At 60.0% G+C, this 18785-nt stretch carries 15 protein-coding genes; 2 read left to right on the top strand and 13 right to left on the bottom strand.

The features are described from left to right. The 5 genes from AC3FLX_RS33075 to AC3FLX_RS33055 all read right to left on the bottom strand — a co-directional run. Nucleotides 1–3948 (bottom strand): beta strand repeat-containing protein (locus AC3FLX_RS33075; RefSeq protein ID WP_488701516.1); only part of this gene is annotated, 3948 nt, incomplete at its 3' end. A gap of 160 nt (nt 3949–4108) precedes the next feature. After that, complete coding sequence (locus AC3FLX_RS33070; protein ID WP_488701514.1) at nt 4109–5269, bottom strand: DUF2827 domain-containing protein; 1161 nt, start codon at nt 5267–5269, stop codon at nt 4109–4111. Continuing rightward, a complete protein-coding gene (locus AC3FLX_RS33065) occupies nt 5266–6414 on the bottom strand; it encodes a DUF2827 domain-containing protein (protein WP_488701515.1) in 1149 nt (382 codons plus the stop codon). The genes AC3FLX_RS33070 and AC3FLX_RS33065 overlap by 4 nt, the downstream gene beginning before the upstream one ends. Nucleotides 6415–6442: 28 nt before the next feature. Next, complete coding sequence (locus AC3FLX_RS33060; protein ID WP_488701513.1) at nt 6443–7570, bottom strand: DUF2827 domain-containing protein; 1128 nt, start codon at nt 7568–7570, stop codon at nt 6443–6445. 11 nt (nt 7571–7581) lie between these two features. Then, complete coding sequence (locus AC3FLX_RS33055; protein ID WP_488701512.1) at nt 7582–8388, bottom strand: response regulator transcription factor; 807 nt, start codon at nt 8386–8388, stop codon at nt 7582–7584. Nucleotides 8389–9322: 934 nt separating this feature from the next. Here AC3FLX_RS33055 and aqpZ point away from each other — a divergent pair. Beyond that, on the top strand, nt 9323–10021 hold the full coding sequence (gene aqpZ / locus AC3FLX_RS33050) for an aquaporin Z (RefSeq protein ID WP_488701511.1): 699 nt from the start codon (nt 9323–9325) through the stop codon (nt 10019–10021). Between the two features lie 54 nt (nt 10022–10075). Here aqpZ and AC3FLX_RS33045 read toward each other — a convergent pair whose 3' ends face one another. From AC3FLX_RS33045 to AC3FLX_RS33015, 7 genes are all read right to left on the bottom strand, one after another. Further along, complete coding sequence (locus tag AC3FLX_RS33045; protein ID WP_488701510.1) at nt 10076–10552, bottom strand: hypothetical protein; 477 nt, start codon at nt 10550–10552, stop codon at nt 10076–10078. An 11-nt stretch (nt 10553–10563) separates the two neighbouring features. Beyond that, nucleotides 10564–11094 (bottom strand): hypothetical protein, encoded by a 531-nt coding sequence (locus tag AC3FLX_RS33040; protein WP_488701509.1) that lies wholly within the window; start codon nt 11092–11094, stop codon nt 10564–10566. A gap of 475 nt (nt 11095–11569) precedes the next feature. After that, complete coding sequence (locus AC3FLX_RS33035) at nt 11570–12664, bottom strand: rod shape-determining protein (protein ID WP_488701508.1); 1095 nt, start codon at nt 12662–12664, stop codon at nt 11570–11572. Between the two features lie 131 nt (nt 12665–12795). Beyond that, nucleotides 12796–13266, bottom strand: a complete 471-nt coding sequence (gene lysM, locus AC3FLX_RS33030; RefSeq protein WP_488701507.1) for a peptidoglycan-binding protein LysM — start codon at nt 13264–13266, stop codon at nt 12796–12798. Nucleotides 13267–13310: 44 nt separating this feature from the next. Then, nucleotides 13311–13562 carry a GlsB/YeaQ/YmgE family stress response membrane protein gene (locus AC3FLX_RS33025; protein ID WP_488701506.1) on the bottom strand — a complete coding sequence of 84 codons (252 nt, stop codon included), beginning with the start codon at nt 13560–13562 and terminating at the stop codon, nt 13311–13313. Between the two features lie 33 nt (nt 13563–13595). Next, nucleotides 13596–14033 carry a YidB family protein gene (locus tag AC3FLX_RS33020; RefSeq protein WP_488701505.1) on the bottom strand — a complete coding sequence of 146 codons (438 nt, stop codon included), beginning with the start codon at nt 14031–14033 and terminating at the stop codon, nt 13596–13598. A gap of 196 nt (nt 14034–14229) precedes the next feature. Further along, entirely contained in the window at nt 14230–15036 is an 807-nt protein-coding gene (locus tag AC3FLX_RS33015; protein ID WP_488701504.1) for a peptidylprolyl isomerase, read from the bottom strand. 676 nt (nt 15037–15712) lie between these two features. On the opposite strand from AC3FLX_RS33015, the gene AC3FLX_RS33010 reads away from it, so the two are divergent. Then, nucleotides 15713–16633: a LysR family transcriptional regulator gene (locus AC3FLX_RS33010; RefSeq protein WP_488701502.1), complete on the top strand. Its 921-nt coding sequence runs from the start codon at nt 15713–15715 to the stop codon at nt 16631–16633. Nucleotides 16634–16875: 242 nt separating this feature from the next. Here AC3FLX_RS33010 and ltrA read toward each other — a convergent pair whose 3' ends face one another. Further along, on the bottom strand, nt 16876–18114 hold the full coding sequence (gene ltrA, locus AC3FLX_RS33005; protein WP_488696759.1) for a group II intron reverse transcriptase/maturase: 1239 nt from the start codon (nt 18112–18114) through the stop codon (nt 16876–16878). Between the last annotated feature and the right edge of the window lie 671 nt (nt 18115–18785).

Below are 18785 nucleotides of genomic sequence, written 5' to 3'. Positions count from 1 at the left end.
ATTGCTATTGGTGGTGCTCAGACCGGTCGACAACGAATCCACACCGCTCTGTGCCGTGCTCACACCCGTCGACAGCGAACCCACTGCGGTCGACGCAGACGTGGACAGCGACGTCACGTTGCTATTGGTCGTGCTCAGGCCAGTCGACAGCGAGCCAACGGCCGTCGAGGTCGACGTGGACAGCGACGTCACATTGCTATTGGTGGTGCTCAGACCGGTCGACAACGAATCCACACCGCTCTGTGCCGTGCTCACACCCGTCGACAACGAGCCAACGGCAGTCGACGCAGACGTGGACAGCGACGTCACGTTGCTGTTGGTCGTGCTCAGCCCGGTGGACAGCGACCCCACTGCGGTGGAAGCCGACGTCGAGAGCGACGCCACATTGCTGTTAGTCGTGCTCAAGCCCGTCGACAGCGAGCCGACGGCAGTCGATGCAGACGTGGACAGCGACGTCACATTGCTGTTAGTCGTACTCAGACCGGTCGACAGCGAGTCCACGCCGCTCTGTGCCGTGCTCACACCGGTGGACAGCGAGCCCACCGCCGTCGACGTCGATGTCGAGAGCGACGCCACGTTGCTATTCGTCGTGCTCAGGCCGGTCGACAACGAGCCGACTGCGGTCGATGCAGACGTGGACAGCGACGTCACATTGCTATTGGTGGTGCTCAGCCCCGTCGACATCGAACCGATGGCCGTGGAAGCAGACGTGGACAACGATGTCACGTTGCTGTTGGTGGTGCTCAAGCCGGTAGACAGCGAATTCACACCGCTCTGTGCCGTGCTCAAGCCGGTCGACATCGAACCGATAGCGGTCGACGTCGACGTGGACAGCGACGCCACGTTGCTATTCGTCGTGCTCAGGCCGGTCGACAGCGAGCCGACTGCGGTCGACGCAGACGTGGACAGCGACGTCACGTTGCTGTTGGTCGTGCTCAGGCCCGTCGACAACGAGCCGACCGCGGTCGACGCAGACGTGGACAACGATGTCACATTGCTGTTGGTGGTGCTCAGACCGGTGGACAGCGAGTCGACGCCACTCTGTGCCGTGCTCAAGCCGGTCGACAGCGAGCCCACTGCCGTCGACGTCGACGTCGAGAGCGAGGCCACGTTGCTGTTGGTCGTGCTCAGGCCAGTCGACAGCGAGCCGACTGCGGTCGACGCAGACGTGGACAGCGACGTCACATTGCTGTTTGTCGTGCTCAGGCCCGTCGACAACGACCCGACTGCGGTCGACGCAGACGTGGACAGCGACGTCACGTTGCTGTTGGTGGTGCTCAGGCCCGTGGACAGCGAGTTCACACCGCTCTGTGCCGTGCTCACCGCCGTCGAGGCGGATGTCGACAGCGAGGTCACGTTGCTGTTGGTGGTGCTAAGGCCAGTCGACAACGACCCGACTGCGGTCGACGCAGACGTCGACAACGATGTCACATTGCTATTGGTCGTGCTCAAGCCCGTCGACAACGAGCCGACTGCGGTTGACGCAGACGTCGACAACGACGTCACATTGCTGTTGGTGGTGCTCAAGCCCGTGGACAGCGAATTCACACCGCTCTGTGCCGTGCTCACCGCCGTCGAAGCGGATGTCGACAGCGAAGTCACATTGCTGTTAGTGGTGCTCAGGCCCGTGGACAGCGAGTCCACGCCGCTCTGTGCCGTGCTAACGCCGGTCGACAGCGAACCCACTGCCGTCGACGTCGACGTCGAGAGCGAGGCCACGTTGCTGTTGGTCGTGCTCAGGCCAGTCGACAGCGAGCCGACTGCGGTCGATGCGGACGTGGACAACGACGTCACGTTGCTGTTGGTCGTGCTCAGGCCCGTCGACATCGAGCCAATCGCCGTGGAGGCCGACGTCGACAGCGAAGTCACATTGCTGTTTGTGGTGCTCAAGCCCGTGGACAGCGAATTCACACCGCTCTGCACCGTGCTCACCGCCGTCGAAGCGGATGTCGACAACGAAGAGACATTGCTGTTGGTGGTGCTCAGGCCCGTCGACAACGAGCCCACTGCGGTCGACGCAGACGTCGACAGCGAAGTCACGTTGCTGTTGGTCGTGCTCAAGCCCGTCGACAACGATCCAACTGCTGTCGACGCAGACGTCGACAGCGACGTCACATTGCTGTTGGTGGTGCTCAAGCCCGTGGACAGCGAGTTCACGTTGCTGTTGGTGGTGCTCAGCCCCGTGGACAGCGAGGTCACGCCGCTTTGCACTGTGCTCACCGCCGTCGAGGCAGACGTGGACAGCGAGGTCAGTTGGCCGAAGTTCACCGCATCGGTGGCGCTCACGCCATTGGCGACGTTCTTCAACGCGACCGGTGTTGTGGCCCCCACGCCACCCAGGGTCACCGTTCCATGACTTGCGTCGTCATACTGGACCGCGTTCGCCAGACCGGTCGATAGCGAGCCGATTGCAGTCGACGCCGAGGTCGACAGCGAAGTCACATTGCTGTTGGTGGTGCTCAAGCCCGTGGACAGCGAGTTCACACCGCTCTGTGCGGTGCTGATCCCGGTCGACGCAGACGTGGACAGCGAGGTCACATTGCTGTTGGTCGTACTCAGCCCGGTGGACAGCGAGTTCACGCCGCTCTGTGCCGTGCTCACTGCCGTCGAGGTCGACGTAGACAGAGAGGTCACGTTGCTGTTGGTCGTGCTCAGGCCGGTCGACAGCGAGTTCACACCGCTCTGCGCGGTGCTGATCCCGGTCGACGCAGACGTGGACAGCGAGGTCACATTGCTGTTGGTCGTACTCAGCCCGGTGGACAGCGAGTTCACACCGCTCTGCGCGGTGCTGATCCCGGTCGACGCAGACGTGGACAGCGAAGTCACATTGCTGTTGGTCGTGCTCAGGCCCGTGGACAGCGAGTTCACACCACTCTGCGCCGTGCTGATCCCGGTCGACGCAGACGTGGACAGAGAGGCCACATTGCTGTTGGTCGTACTCAGGCCCGTGGACAGCGTGCTCACCGCCGTCGAGGTCGACGTAGACAGAGAGGCCACACTGCTGTTGGTCGTGCTCAGGCCGGTGCTCAACGACGTCACACCGCTCTGCGCGGTGCTGATCCCGGTCGACGCAGACGTGGACAGCGAGGTCACATTGCTGTTGGTCGTACTCAGCCCAGTGGACAACGAGTTCACGCCACTCTGCGCCGTGCTCACCGCCGTCGAAGTGGACGTCGACAGCGAAGTCACATTGCTGTTGGTCGTGCTCAGTCCAGTGGACAACGAGTTCACGCCGCTCTGCGCCGTGCTCACCGCCGTCGAGGTGGATGTCGACAGCGACGTCAAGCTGCTGTTGGTCGTGCTCAGGCCGGTGCTCAACGACGCCACACCGCTCTGCGCGGTGCTGATCCCCGTCGAAGCAGACGTCGACAGCGATGACACGCTGCTGTTGGTGGTGCTTAACTGCGAACCATTGACCGCGTCGGTCGAGCCGGCGGCGAGCGACCCGGCCGCCAGGTTGGTGATGTTTTTGTTATTGAGCGAAGTCGTGCCGTTCAGGGAGATCCCACCAGGCCCGTAAAGCGTAATCGAACCCGTTGCGCTATTACCCGTTTGGCCGACCCACAGATAGGCCTTGGTGCCAGCAAGACCGCCAGTTGCGTTGGGCGACTCAGAGAGGATGACGCCGAATCCAGTGCCGCAGTTGCCTTCAGAGCCGCTGTAAGTGCTCAGGTTCCAGGTAGCTGAACCGCCTTGGTTGTTAACCGCGTTGGTTGTTGAGCCATTACAGTTGGCGATACCGCCGGCCCAGGCCATATCGGCAGTCATCCCGAATCCGGTAACCGCCGCCGCGGCCAGGCAGATTGCCTTCAGGCTCGGGCTCGCGACAGCTACCCCCGGCGCTCCCGATGTGCCACGCGATGGCTTGCCACGTGCATGCGCAATTTCAGAAACAGCGACCCACGTGCCGGACGTCTCACTCCATACGCTCTTGAATACCTTATTCATCTTGAACCCCACCCCTCCGAATGATTCGCACTTTGCCCACACGAACGCGCACGTTGATCGGGCCCACTGGAGCGGATAGTAGGTTCAGGGTGAGAACGGAAATCCAACAATTGCAAACCGGAGAACTGCTTAAACCGCCAAAAACGAACTTGAACTTTCTTTAACAGATTGGCTTCCGCATCAGATCCGCAATCAACCCGGAGTACCGGTCCAGCACTGCCCTGTTCGTGCACAGGTACCGGTCGATTTGCCGTCGTTGTCTTGCCAGATATGGCTCGAAGTCCAGATCGTGTGCGTCCACGGCGTGCAGTACGCAGTCAACGCCTGCTGCCAGGTCGTTGCCCTTGTAGTAGTACCCAAGGTCCTGGCAAAGGCTGGCGTTGTGCACGAGCGGGTAGCCTTGCCAGCACGCTTCCAGATAGAAGTAGTTCAGCGGGTTCTCCCACTGGTGTGAGAGCACGATATCGGTATGCGTGGCCAGAAAGGTGGGCGTGTCATGGCGGCCAAGGAACACAGCCTTATGCTGCCGCACGATGTCCAGATGGTTCATCAGGCTAATGAACTCAGTGCTTTCTCTCGCAATGCGCTCGGCGTTCGTGACCTGCAGGATCTCGATGTCTTGCGGGCGCTGCCGGAACACAAGCTCGGCAATCATCACCGGATAGAGGCAGAACTTCGACACGTTGATGTTCGGCTCCATGACACTGAGCCGCTTGGCCTTCCGGCCTCTTACTCTGTAGACCCCATGTCCGGGGAGATCGCGGGTGCGCGCCTCCAGAAACTCCGGACTCCATACGAATGGCACGATGGTGGCTGGCTTGCGCCGCAGCACTTCGAAGTACGGTTTGCTAATGGCGGATACCTGCGGAATGATCCAGATATCGTCGTAGCGCTGGTTGACGAACAGTCGATCGCCCCACAGCGTCTTGCCGAAGAGGATCGATTCCATCGCGTGAACGTATTCGAATCCACAGCAATACGACACCAGCCTGACACCACGCTGCTTCAGGTAGCTGGTTTGCTCCGCATCGATCTGCCCTCCCAGTTCGACGAGGATGTCGACGGCATCCTTGGCCTGCTCAAAACTGATGGTTGGCCACCTGTCCAGGTTCCACGGCAGCTCACGGGTGATGGGAACAGACGTAGTGTTGACCAACAGCACGTCCGCCACGCCATGACAATGGCGAAGTGTTTCCGCCAGAAACAGAGCGTTCTGCTTGATGCCGTTGTTCCAGACGGATTCGCCTTCCTGATGAAGACCGATGGTAATGCCGATGCGTAGACCGTTCATGTTCTCTTGGGGCGTGGCGGGTAGTGTCATGCGCGCGCGTACAAGGCGCACAGGGCTTCCGTATAGACGTGCACATTGGTTTCCGATTCGGGGTCCAGCTCCGCAAGGAAGCGCGCCGCGTCGTGCCGATAGCTCGCCAGGTTCTCGTCGTGGTGGGTGTAGGCCCGGCTGATAGCAGCGCCGCCGTCCTCACAATCAAAATCCCTGTAGCGATACCCACAGTCACCGATCAGGCCGGAGTTATGGATCAGTGGATAGCCACCGAACAACGCCTCGTAGTACAGGTAGTTCTGCGCGTTCTCCCAATGATGGGCGACGATGGCATCCACATCGGCGGCGACGACCTGACAGAACGGATAGCGCACCTCGAATGACACAAGGCCGTGCCTGACGATATCCAGGTCCTTGGCAAACTGCTGGAACGTGGGGTGTTCCACCATCTGCCGCGTGTTATAGGCCCACACACGTTCCGTCAGATCTGGGTGGGATCGATGCGCGGATTCGCAACTCAGCAAGGGAATATGGCTGGTCTTCACCATGCAGATGTTTGGCTCGAAAATCCCAAGGCGCCAGCGGCGCCGGCCGGGCTGATAGCCGAACGTTCGCCCTGGTGGCAGCCTGGCGGCTTCGCGCTGCAGCAGCATCGGGCTCCACAGATGCGGCATGGTACGTACCGGCGCCCGCATGACGCTTCGATAATATGGAGCGCAGGTCGTCTCGTACTGCGGAAGCGTCCAGACTTCATCGTAGGGTGCCCCGGAGACAAGCATCCCCGGCGGCAACTCGAAAATCATGCGCTCGATGTCGATGACGTAGTCGTTGCCTACGCGCATGCTGACGACCTTGCCGCCGCGCTGCCGGAAGTTCACCACCCAGGCGCTATCCAGTTGCGCGCTCATCTCGATCATGACGTCGAGCATGGTCGATGCGGCGGCCATGTCGATAATCGGCACCGGTGCGTCCGCGAGAAACACCCGGGCGTCATCGGGCGTCCCGTCGCCGCCGCCCGCGACCAGATAGGTTTGGGAGATCCGGGGAGACCGCATCAGGAGCATCACCAGGAAAATGCAGTTCTGGAATATCCCGTTCTCCCAGATGGACTGGCGGTCCTTGCGTACGTAAATGGAAACGCCGACGCGTAGCCGCTCCGGCATCGACGGATGTGAATGACTCATAGCTGTATCCGGAATGAAGTCTTGATCGTCAGATCTGCATGAGCGCGCGGATTCGGTGCTCATATGCCGCGAGATTGGCGGGGTTGGCGGGGTCGACGGCATCGAAGACCAGCTTCGACCTCTGGCGATACCCTTCCAGGTTGTCCGCGTGCGCGCGCGCGGCACGCAGCAATTGCCGCGCGCCGGCAACGGCATCGAAACCTGGGTAGTAGTAACCCGCACCGAATTCGCTCAGCCAAGGAGAGTTGTGAATCAGCGGATAGTCACCAAACAGGACATCGAAGTAGTTGTAGTTCTGGTGATTCATCCATTGATGCGAGACCACTGCGTTCGCGTGTTGCGACATGAAGCCGGCCACATCGTGCCTGCCGTGAAACGTCGCCTTGTGCTGGCGAACCAGGTCCAGCGAGTTCGCAAGGTGCAGCAGGGTGGGATGGTCCCGCATGTGCAAGGTGTTGAGCACATGCATGGCGCTGACCGAATTCCGATCCGCCCGATACGCCTCATCGCAGACCAGCATCGGAATGCTCGAAGTCTTCACAACCGAAATGTTCGGCTCGAAAATGGCGGTGCGAAGCCCTTGCGAAGCGGCGGAATCGGCATCGAAGCCAAAACGGAGCCCATGCGTTGCCACATCCTTGACCCGCTGCCGGATGAACTGATCGCTCCACAGATAAGGCACCTCCACGACCGGGCATCGATGCAGCGTCCGCATCATTGGGGCAAGTTCGGCGTCCTTGTGCAGCAGCCAGACTTCATCACACCGCTGTGCGGGTAATGCCACTGCCTGCTTCCGGAATACCGTCGGCTCCGCAAGCGCAACATAGGGTTGGCCGCAGCAATGAAACACCACTTTCTTGCCGCGCGCTCTCATCAGGTTCAACCATTCCGAGTTCAACGCCCCGCTCATTTCGATAATCAGGTCGACCTCGTCGCTGGCCTCACGCTGGCTGACCATCCGCAACTGAATGGATGCCAGATCCACCTGGGGCGCCATTTTTCCCTGGTCGCCCACATCGATCAGAATGACTGAACTGACCCACTCACTGCCGCGGAGGCATTCCGCCAGAAACACGACGTTCTGGCCAATGCCGTTCTCCCAGATGTTCTGATTGGCATGGCTGAGAACGGATATTCCAACTCGCACTTGATTCATGTCTTGCCTGCTTAGAACGCCGCCTGAGCCTTGAGAGGCGTGATACCCGCTCTTCCCGATCCGATGGCCTCGCCTCCTGTGCCAACCGGATCTGCCCGACGTTCATTGGGCAAGCCTCCCGCATCTGTCTGGTGGATTTCCGGCGCGGGCATGAGTCTGAAGCCGCGCGAATATACGGACACCAGACGGACGCCGTTTTCATGCCTCAGCATGAGCTTGATGCGCAGCCGCGCAATATGGGTGTCAAGCGTGCGCGAATCGGATTTCAGTGAGCGGCCCCAGATGGCCATCTCAATCGCATCGCGCGGTACCAGGCGGCCGATGTTTCTGAAAAATAGAGCGGCCAGGTCGAATTCCCGTGGCGTCAACTCGATCAGAATTCCGTGCAGGGAAATGCTGCGGCCCAGTTCGTCCAGAACGTATGGACCCAGGCACATGCGGCGGTCCGCCGCAGGGGACACTCGCCGCAGAATGGCCTTGAGCCGAGCGATCAGCTCGGCACGTCGTACCGGCTTGATCATGTAGTCGTCCGCGCCGGCGGAAAGCGCGGAAACGATGCTGGTTTCCGATGAATTACTGGTCAGAAACAGGATGGGTACGCGGGGACCCACCTTATTCCGAATCCAAGCCAGCAATTGGTCGCCGTTTATTCCCGGAAGTCTCCAGTCCAGAACGTATAAATCGAACACATCATTACGCAGCGCACGGAGAAGACTTTCTCCGCTGTCAAAACAGACGCATTCATAACCCACGTCTTCGATAATGCTGCGAACAAGCTGCGATTGTGCTTCGTTGTCCTCGACACATGCAATTCTCATGGCTCACCCCTGTCTCTGCGTCAGGCATGACGGCGGGAGTTCGTGGCTCCCGCCTTCTCATAACCTGGTGGTAATCCTGATGCTGGCGAGCCTTCTACGAAGCTCTGGCAGTCACCACACAACCAAGAACAGTCGGCCACTTGTTCACTTGGAGCTCCCCCGCTGCGCGGAGATAATTTTGTGGCGGACACCCGGAGCGACGTCGATTTTCAGCGTCGCGTACAGGCGAGCCAAATTTACCAAGACGGCCTGGGGGCCACAAGATAAGATGTTTTTATCTAAATAAACCAATGTTATCGATGACTTAAACCGGTAAATGGTTTATGTAAATGTACTATATTGTTTTATCCATTGCACCCCGGTTGACAAAACATCCGTCCGGATTCGTCTGTTAGTTCATCGCCACAATCGCATACCGTTTTCATTTGGTTGCAATGCGGCCGGATGGTCTTGCTAGCATCCGCCGTGTCGCTGCATCATCGTGGCGACGAACATGGGAGTGACTGGACGGCTGCGTAAGCGGCCGTCTTTTTTTTTGTCGATGCCGACGTCGATGAGTCCGCAAGATCCACGGCGCTTCACAGTCGTTTGCATTTGGCCGCTACGCCTCGGGTACCTTTGAAACGTTGCCACGAAGTCTCCAGGCAACATGCGTGTGGTGCGCTAAGCCGGGGTAAAAAGGGTGTCCCGGCCGCGCTGGGAATCTCGTCACAGAGCCGCTGTGGCGAGGTTGGGGAACGGTCAGCTTCGATGAGGGGCTGACCGTTTTCTTTTGCCCCTCCAATCCGCGTTCGCGGTGACAACGACGGCGTGGTAGCGACGCACGCTTTTCGTCATGGCCCTGGTCGAACGATCTCCTTCACGGCAATGCGGATGGCGTCCGCACTCTCCGTTTTTCTCACCTTTCTTTCTACCTGTTCAAAAGGAGTTCTCCATGAACATGAGCAAGCGTCTGACCGCCGAATTCCTCGGCACCTTCTGGCTGGTGTTTGGCGGCTGTGGCAGCGCGGTGCTGGCCGCCGCGTTCCCCGATCTGGGTATTGGCTTTGCCGGTGTCTCTCTGGCATTTGGTCTCACGGTGCTGACCTTCGCCTACACGGTGGGCCACATCTCCGGTGGGCACTTCAATCCGGCTGTTACCGTGGGGCTGTTCGCCGGTGGACGGTTCCCCGCGAAGGACGTGGTGCCGTACGTTGGCGCGCAGTTAGTTGGCGCCGTTGCGGCAGGGGGTGCGCTGTACCTGATTGCCAGCGGGCAAGCCGGATTCGACGCGGCCGCCGGCTTTGCTTCGAACGGCTATGGCGATCACTCGCCCGGCGGCTACGGCATGCAAGCCGCAATCGTTGCCGAACTGGTGCTCACCGCCATCTTCCTGATCGTGATTCACGGCGCCACCGACAAGCGCGCGCCCGCCGGCTTTGCGCCGCTGGCCATCGGGCTTGCATTGACGCTCATTCACCTGATCAGCATTCCGGTCACGAACACTTCGGTGAACCCGGCACGCAGCACTGGTGTGGCCCTGTTCCAAGGTGGCTGGGCGATCGAGCAACTGTGGCTGTTCTGGGTGGTTCCGCTGATTGGCGGCGCGATCGGAGGACTGATCTACCGGCACCTGCTCGAAGGCCAGGACTGATGCCAGGCGCGCGGCATCCGGATGCGTGACTTCCAGCGTCCGCGAAACGTCGCGCTATTGCAGGTTGCCCCAACGCGCTACGGCGGGCTCCGCGCCCGCCCACTTCCATTGCCCTTGCCGCAGGCATGCCGTCGTGACAAACCAACTCGCGGTGGCGGCCTTGCCGTCCGACTCGGATTCCTGGACCGAGAACAGCGCTTCCTTGCACTGTGTCAGCGGCGAGTCGATGACACGCAGGACCCGCACCGTGCCTTGCTGGTTGCCGTACGGGATCGCGTGCTCGATCTTCCAAGGCTGTTCCGTACCAACCGCCGACTGACCAATGACGGCTGCTACCTGGTCCTGCTCCGCGCGTTGCCAATTGCGGAGGACATACTTGCTGGTGGCGTCGGCCGCAGCGCTCACGCCAACCGCCACGCCATAGCCAATGACGGGATTGGCGGTTGCGGCACCAGTGGCGATCCCCGCCACCGCGCCCGACAGGTCGCCGATCGAGCCGCAGGCGGTCAAGCTGGCCGTGGCGAGCGTCATCACCAGCACCCTCATTGGAGCGCACCCCAACGCTCGGTGGCGGGCTCGGCCGATGCCCATTTCCAGCCCTGGGCATCCTGGCAAATCGCGGCGATATAGAAAGCGCTGCCTTTGTCCGCATCGTCGACCGAGAAGATGATCTCTTTGCAAACCAGCTTTTTATCGCCAAGCATGCGGGTCACCGTGACGCGTCCCCGTTCGTCAGGCTCCAGGGGCAAGGCATGCGCGGTCTGCCAACTGGCGACGCCGCCCGCTTTCAGTTTGCCGGCGGCTTGCGCGATCTGATCTTGTGCCGCACCGCGTACCTTGCGTTGGCTGGCCTGTAGCGCTGCCTTCGCGCCCGCCTGCACACCCAAGCCGATGCCGCTTGCGATGGCGGCGTTGTCCGTCACCGCACCGGCGATGGCGGCCCCACCCATGCCGGCCACGGCCGTTGTCCCTTCACTCAACAGGGAGCTGCAACCAGTAAGCGCCAGGCTGACCAGCAGCGCACCCGTTCCAATCCAATATTGCCGAAGTGCGACAGGAGGCGGCCTCAGCATGGCATTTGTCGGCGTAAGCCGATGGAAGTCCGTCCACGCTGCGACACTGGCCGCGGCATGTTGGTATGACCCTCCCGAAATGCCGACCAAGCCTGATAGCAAAACGCGACATCTGCCGTCGGGTTGCTCGCCCAGACAGGATGCTGCCCCCGAATACACATCAGCTTGTACAGCACGAGCGATCCGCGAAACGGTGAATACCGATCGCGCAACGGTAACGCGGACTTCAAGCCATGCAGGTTTTGAGACAGACCATCGGTCGCCCAGGCCCCGAGACCACAGCCTCCCCATCCCTGTGCGTGCAACTGCCACAGCATCGAGTGTCCGTGGATGAATAGCGTCGATTGCATGAATAACTTCAACTGAATTTGGACAATGTCACGCGAGTGCGCCGACCAGCTTCGCAGCCCTGTTGGCGAGGTTCGTCGTCGCAACACACGCGTACGGCTGGCGGTGCAGCCAGGCCCGATGATGTTCAAACGGCTCGATGGTTCACCGGCAACAAGCGATAGGCAGGCGTGGGGAGATCGAGCTGCGAAGCGGGTACGATCACCTCCCGCTCCAAGGCCACATTCGAGAGGGCGATTCCCGCCCCTTCGATGGCACAGGTAATTGGATTGACCGCGCACCTCACGACCAGACCCGTGCCCTGCTCCAGACACGTCGACAGGCTCGGCAACAATGCCCCACCACCCGTCAGCAGCAACCCTTGCTCGGCAATCGCAACCGAGATTTCCGGAGATACGCCAGCCAGGGCCTGCCGCACGGTGCGGACAATCTCTCCACAAACGATCCGCAAATGTGCCATCAATCCCGACGTGTCCACAACCACCTTGCGCGGCAGTCTTGAGCTCAGGCAATGTCCACTGACTTCAAGCGATTTTTCTAGCCCTTCGGCCTGGGTCGGCAGCCCGCACTTGATTGCCTCCGCCATGCGGGTGCTGATGTGCAGGGCGTGCTCATCCCTCAGGTAGCGCGCAATGACCGCATCGAAACAGTTCCCCCCCGTGCTGCCGACTACGCTTTGCCAGATGGCGCTACCGGAATAGATCGATACACGGGTCGCCGATGCGCCGACATCAACGACCATCCAGCTCCTGTTCATCTCAAGCTGCGGGACGATCTTGATGGCTGCCGCCAGCCCATCGTCAATCAATCGAATACTCTTCGCACCGGCGACGCGGGCGGCGTCACGCACGGCACGTCTCTCATTGTTTCCAGAGCCGGATGGCACGCAAAGAAGCAGTCTCCAATCGGAAGCCCTTCGATGCCCAGCCTTCGCCAGAAGGCCGGCCAGAAGCGTTCCCATTAGCGACGGATTGCCGACTGTCCCAGATTGCCTGGGACGAATCAATTCAACATCCGGCGATGGCCGACCATTGAAGCGCTCGGCTTCCGAACCCACCGCCCTGGTCACACGAGCCGCCGTCGAGAAGTTCTTGCGCTGTAGCGCCATGAGGGATGGCTCAAGCACGATCACTCCGTCTTCTTGGGTCCACGCCACCGTGTTTGCAGTGCCGAGATCAACAGCAATATCAAGCTGGCGCGGCCGTTTCAGGAAGTCAAACATGTTGTGGGATGTCGGGCGGCGGCGATGATGAAGACGCTTTGCACCGGTCCCGGTGGTGCGTTCTCGTTGGAGCGGAGGATGAGCAATGCGTACCCCGCTGTCGACGGGATACGCAATGTCGTGCTGGACGATCAAGCCTGGGGAGGAATCCGTAGCTTTTGTCCGGGGTAGATCCTGTCCGGGTGCGACAGCATGGGCCGGTTCGCTTCGAAGATGGCGTTGTAGCGCGACGCGTTGCTGTAGAACCTGAGCGCGATGGCCGATAGTGTGTCGCCGCTTGTCACGGTGTACCACTGCGACTCGGCAGCCGCCTCGCTGACGGAAAGGTTGTCCTCGACCTTCTCGACACCTTCGACATTGCCGCAGCACAACACGATCTTCTCCCGCGTGGCCTGGTCGGCGGCGACACCATATACCTTTGCCAGGCCCTGGCCGCCGTCCACCTCGACCGACAGGCCGGTGGCATCCAGCCCCATCTTGCGGATGTATGACTCGATCGCCTGGCCCGCTGCACGGTTCGCCGCGTCGCCCTCAGCGGCCTTCGCCTCGCCGATGCCGAACAGCTTCTCGCCGGCGTTCTTGATGAAATCAAGCATTCCCATGTGATTCTCCTTACGCAGGGACAAGTCCCAGAGAGGTGCGGCGACTACCCGCGTTTGAATATCCGAGATACCAGGAGGATCAGCACCGCCCCAACGGTAGCCGTGAGCAGCGAACCCACCCAGCCCGTTCCCAAGTGAATGCCGAGCGTGGCTGCCATCGTGCCGCCAACGAAGGCGCCGACGATGCCGAGGATGATGTCGATCACCAGGCCGAAACCACCGCCCTTCATGAGCAACCCCGCGAGCCACCCGGCCACCCCGCCAATCACGATCCAGAAAACAATGCCGTCATGCATGCGTCAGTCTCCATCCAGCATGGAAAGGAATGCTCAAGCCTGACGGGCCAGCAGGCCCGGCAAGGCACTCAGTAACTGCTGAGCCAGGTCGCCGGTCTGGCCGGCAGGTACCGCACCATTCGGGGTGGCGTGGTCGATCAGATGTGGCAGCCATTGCGCGATCTGGTCGGCAATGCCATTGGCGCTGAGCCCGGATTGCTGCGCGAGCTGCTGCATCACGCCGGATCCGAGCGCCTGGCTCAACTGGTCACCGGAAACCGGCAGATTTTGGCCAGTACCTACCCATGACGCCACGACGTCGCCAAGTCCGCCTTGCTGCAGTTGCGAAAGAAAACCGGCGATGCCGCCGGGCTGGCTCGTGACGTACTGCACGACCGTGCCGAGCAATGCAGATGAATTGGCACTGCCACTGGTTGCCTTACTTACCGCGGCGCCGACAATCAAATCAAGAAGACCCATAAAACGCTCCAAGGGGGACAATCCAGGATCTGATTTAACTTAAAAATCGGTATCGCCAATGCAAACCATTGTGAAATGTCGCGCCAGTCCATCCGTTGCATAAATGCCTGAAAGGCACGTGGGTATGACACGGAGCGGATGGCCTGATGCATGACGCCTGACGCCTGGCGTCAGTGTTTGAGATGCGGAGCGGTCGACCTGCGCAATGTCACGGCTTGATCTTGGCCTTGGCGGTCAGCGAAGCGGCCAACGCCGCCGTGGCGCGTTCCGTCGCCTGCGCCTGTAGTGCTTGCTGGAGACCAGGCTTGACGGTCTCGAAGTCCGGCACTTGGGTAGGACGCACTTCGTCCATCTTGAACAAGTAGAAGCGATTGTTCCAGGCAACCGGCGCTGCGGAGACGCCGCCGCTCGGCAATGCGGCAACTGCCTGCGCAAGCGGCAACGGCAGGTTTTGCGTTTTGCCCTCCTGCACCGGCACCTTGAAGCTGAGCCAACCCATTTCGCCACCGTTACCCTTCGATAGCGCCGTGCTCATGGTGCGCGCGACCTTTGCGAAATCGTCCCCACCTTTCACGCGAGCCAGCGCGGCGCGGGCGGCCGCTTCATCGTCCACCTGAATCACTCGCGCCCTGTATTCCTTCTCGCCAAGCCCCGCCACGATGGCTTCGTATCGCGCCTTGATGTCACCTTCCGTAACCGCTGCAGGCTTGATCCGTTCCTTGAGCCATGCCTGCGTGCGGACGCCGTCGCGCGCCTCGCGCTCGGCTTTTTGCACGTCGCGGCGCTTGCTCAGGGTCTTGTCACGCGCCGCTTCCTGGCGGAACAGTTCACGCGTGATCAGCTCCTGCGTGACGGACTGGCGCTCCTGCGGGCCATCGGGGATGCCCGCTTGCTGCAGGGCGGCCGTCACAGCCGACTGGGGAATGAGTACGCCATTGACCGACAAGGCATGGGCGGCAGGCAGGCCAAAGGCTAGCGCCGAGGTAATCAGCAGGCGGGAAATATGGTGTTGCATGGTAGAGGTCTTGGAGCGTTCGTTTGGTATCGCGGGGGCTCGGTGCCATCGGCGGAAATCGGTCGTCTGGGCTGCCAACGGTTAGCTGCGAAGGTCAAGGTGTCCAAGAAGAACTGAAGTTGCTTGCTTGAGTGCCGCACCTCATTTGTTCCTGGCTCCGGTAAATCCAGTAAAAAAATGCCCAGGCTGCCCCACGAGGCGGCCTGGGCGTGAAAGCCGGACATGGGGGTCACCATACGCCCGGTTAGCGTCGGGGCAAATTGACGCTAAGACGGTTCGGCCGCTATCTCGCCGCGAGCGACTATCAGCACGACTGCATTCAATGGATGGTTATGCGTGGCGGCAAGAATCCGCCAGCCCGTCCATCACGCTCATTTCGACGCATGACGATAGCAGCTGGATTCGCATGAAATTCGAACAAAAGAAAACAAGCTATCCCCAGAGAGGTATCTGATAACGGTCTTCATTGACGGCGGCGATTGAACCGGGCGGCCCATTCCAGCGCGCGGTGAAAACTCCTCGACGGAGCGCCGGCGCAGGACTCGCCTTTCACGTTCATGGGCCCGTCCACGGGCATCCAGCAGGCGACATCGCCGGCCCGCGGCCTGTAAGATGTCTATCGCTCAGCTGGGTAAGAAAACGATAACCAGGACGACTAGTTTCGCGGGGGCGCCCCATGACATTGCAACAACTGCAGGTTTTCCTGAATGTGGTGGCACAGGGCAGTATTCATGGTGCCGCTCGCGCCCTTGGTGTCACACAGCCAGCGATCAGCGCGAGCATGCGCGAGTTGGAGAAGACGCTGGGAGTGCCACTGCTGCTGCGATCGGTAAAGGGTGTGAAGCTGACCTCTTATGGGTCGGTGTTCTACCGGCGCGCAAGAGCTATCTCGGCGGATATGAAGCGTGCCGAGGACGAGCTAATGGAAATGCGGGGTGAGCACTCGGGGAATGTCGTCGTGGGTCTCTCCGCATTGGCTGCGTGCGCACTGCTGCCGAAGGTCTTTTGTGCCTTTCGCAGCGCAGGCCGCGGGGCGGTGCTCTCCGTTTATCAGAGTAGCTTTTCCGCCGCTTTGGGCCAACTCTTCGAGAATGGCGTCGATTTCGCGGTCGTCAACGGACTGCGGAACATGGTGTTCCCTGATTTCGTGGTGGCCAAGCCGCTGTTTTCGATGTCGCTGGTCGCCGTGGCCCGGCCATCGCACCCGAAAATCCAAGCGAGCAGCGTTAAGGCGGTGATCGACGAGGAATGGTTGCTGCCCTGTGAAGTGGGTGACGATGTCGACCGGGCCTTCACGCAATACTTTGAGTCGATTGGATTACCGGCGCCAGCCAGAACGTCCCGCTGCCAATCTCTCTCGGCGACGATTCTGTTGCTAAAGGCAGCAGACCTGATTTCGCCGGTTTTGTACCCGACCTTCAAGATGGAGATGGAGAAGCACGGTCTTGAAGTGATTCCGATGGAAAAAGAAGGCAGCATCATGTCCGCGTTCCTGCTGACACGGCGTGATCGTCATCTGTCGGACGATGCGCAAGCGTTGATCGCGATATTCGAACAAACTGCCCGGGACATGCCGTTCGTCGAACGGCATGTTTGAGCGGCGATCGTTTCGTCCTTCGTCTCTCGTACTTCCTCGGATCGCTCCAACGCACCACTGCCCATAAGGTGCCGACCAAAAAGAAAAACCCCGCACTTGGCGGGGTTCTTCTTTAGAGTTTTCCGTTACGAGGTCTCGTAGAGTAGGCCTCTGGTTTGAAGTCATCTCCCCAGCGGCCTCTCGTCAAACCGTGCGTGCAGTTTTCCCGCACACGGCTTTCCGACTGCCTTCTTCCTGCAGCGTTACAACGGCATAGGGCGGGCGTACCGGCTTGATTCATCTCCGGTTACCGAGAGGGCGTACAGCTTGAATAGCCCGTGGTAATCGTAGAACCATGACGGCGGGTGGTCCCTCCACCCCTTAGCACGCTTCTTATGCTTCTTCCTCAGCATGATGCAGAGCGTCCAAGTCGTGTAATTTGCGATGCTCAAGAAGTGCTTCCTTGAGTTGCCCGTCTTGAAGTAGTTGCCCCAACCTCGCAGAATCGGATTGACCTTTTCCTTAATGAGCTGCGGCAGATGCCAGTGCTGCCCTGAGCGGACAACCTCCCGAATCTTCTTCTTGACCGACTTCATCGCCTTGGGCGACGGGTAGTAGTAGGTTTTCGGCTCGCCCGTCCGCTTCGACGGTTGGGCCGCAAACCGATGACCGAGGAAGTCAAACGGCTCTTCCTTGGCATTCACTATCCGCGTTTTCTGTGCATTAAGCGTCAGACCGAGACGATCCAACACCTTCTTGGCCTGTTCCAGATAGAACCCCGGGCGCTCGTTGCACAGAATTACGAAGTCATCCGCGTATCGCACGATGTGAGCATCGTGCGGCCGTTTGCCGAATGCCTTCCTCTCCCAGGTGTGATCCAGCCAATGTAGATAAAGATTCGCAAGGAGAGGAGAGATCACCCCTCCCTGCGGCGTGCCAGTCGTTTCCGTCCAGACGCGCATATCCTCCATTACCCCGGCTTTAAGCCACAGCTCAATCAGCTTTACAACTGACCGATCTATGACCTTGGATCGCACCGACAGCAGTAGCTTGTCGTGCGGAATCGTGTCGAAATACGCCTTCAGATCCGCGTCAACAACCCAGTGGCATTTGAAGTTCAGCCACTTATAGACCTCCCGCAGCGCCTGTTGAGCGCTCTTACGTGGCCGGAAGCCATACGAGAAGTCCTTGAAGCCCGCCTCGAAAACTGGCTCGATAACGAGTTTCACCGCTGCCTGCACTACACGATCAGCAATGACAGGAATGCCGAGCGGCCTTTGCGTTCCATCGGACTTCGGGATATACACCCGTCGGACCGGCAGAGGCTTGTACCGCCTAGCTATGAGCCGAGATCGGATCTCTTCCAAGAACGAGCCAAGACCGATTTCGCCTTCAATCACTTCGAAGGTTTGCCGATCGATGCCGGGGGCACCCTTATTGGCTTTCACTTGTTCGTAGGCCGACCATAGCACGTCGCTTTGACACACCTTGTCGTACAGCACTCCAAATTTCCGCATCGGATTCGTCTTGGCTGCCAGGTATAGCTTCCGTTGCAGTACTCGCACACTTTCTAGCGGCGTGTTTCTAGCTTTCGCAATCACGCAGTGCATCCTACAAAAGAGAACGTGACAGAAGCAGAGGCCCTTCCCTCCGACGAGGTTATGTTGTCCTCGCCATCAGCAGTACTATGGCCTCCTCCGACTCCTCTATCCCGCATTTCTTCGAATTTCGGCGGTTACCTTATATCGTCAATTACGCGGCGGGTTAGACCGCGACGGGTAGAGGTCTCGTTCGTTCCGCTCAGTGCTATGTATGCATCCCATCCTCAATACCCCGAGTTCCTGTCATGGCTTCAAGTGGTTAGTTGATCCACCATGACGCGCTGGCCTTCGCCCCCGTTCTAGAGGCTCGGCGGAACCACCCTACACCACACTCTCCCAGCACAACCGTGTGGCTGACATTTACGAGGCTTGTTCAGGTTCACTTTCGTTACGGGCTGCATACTTGCGCGCTCCCACGGACTGGGTCTGGGGACACGTTTGTCCGGCGTTGCTCCCATGTTTTCGGTCGCCCTCCACATGTACGCCATCGCTACGCAGTCAAACTAACCAACTACTGCGGCAGGACTCGCACCTGCAAGACACTGAGCAGCTTAGCGAACCGCTCAGAACGG

Source organism: Cupriavidus sp. 291-E7 (assembly GCF_057798835.1).
This window is presented reverse-complemented; position numbering and strand designations above follow the sequence as displayed.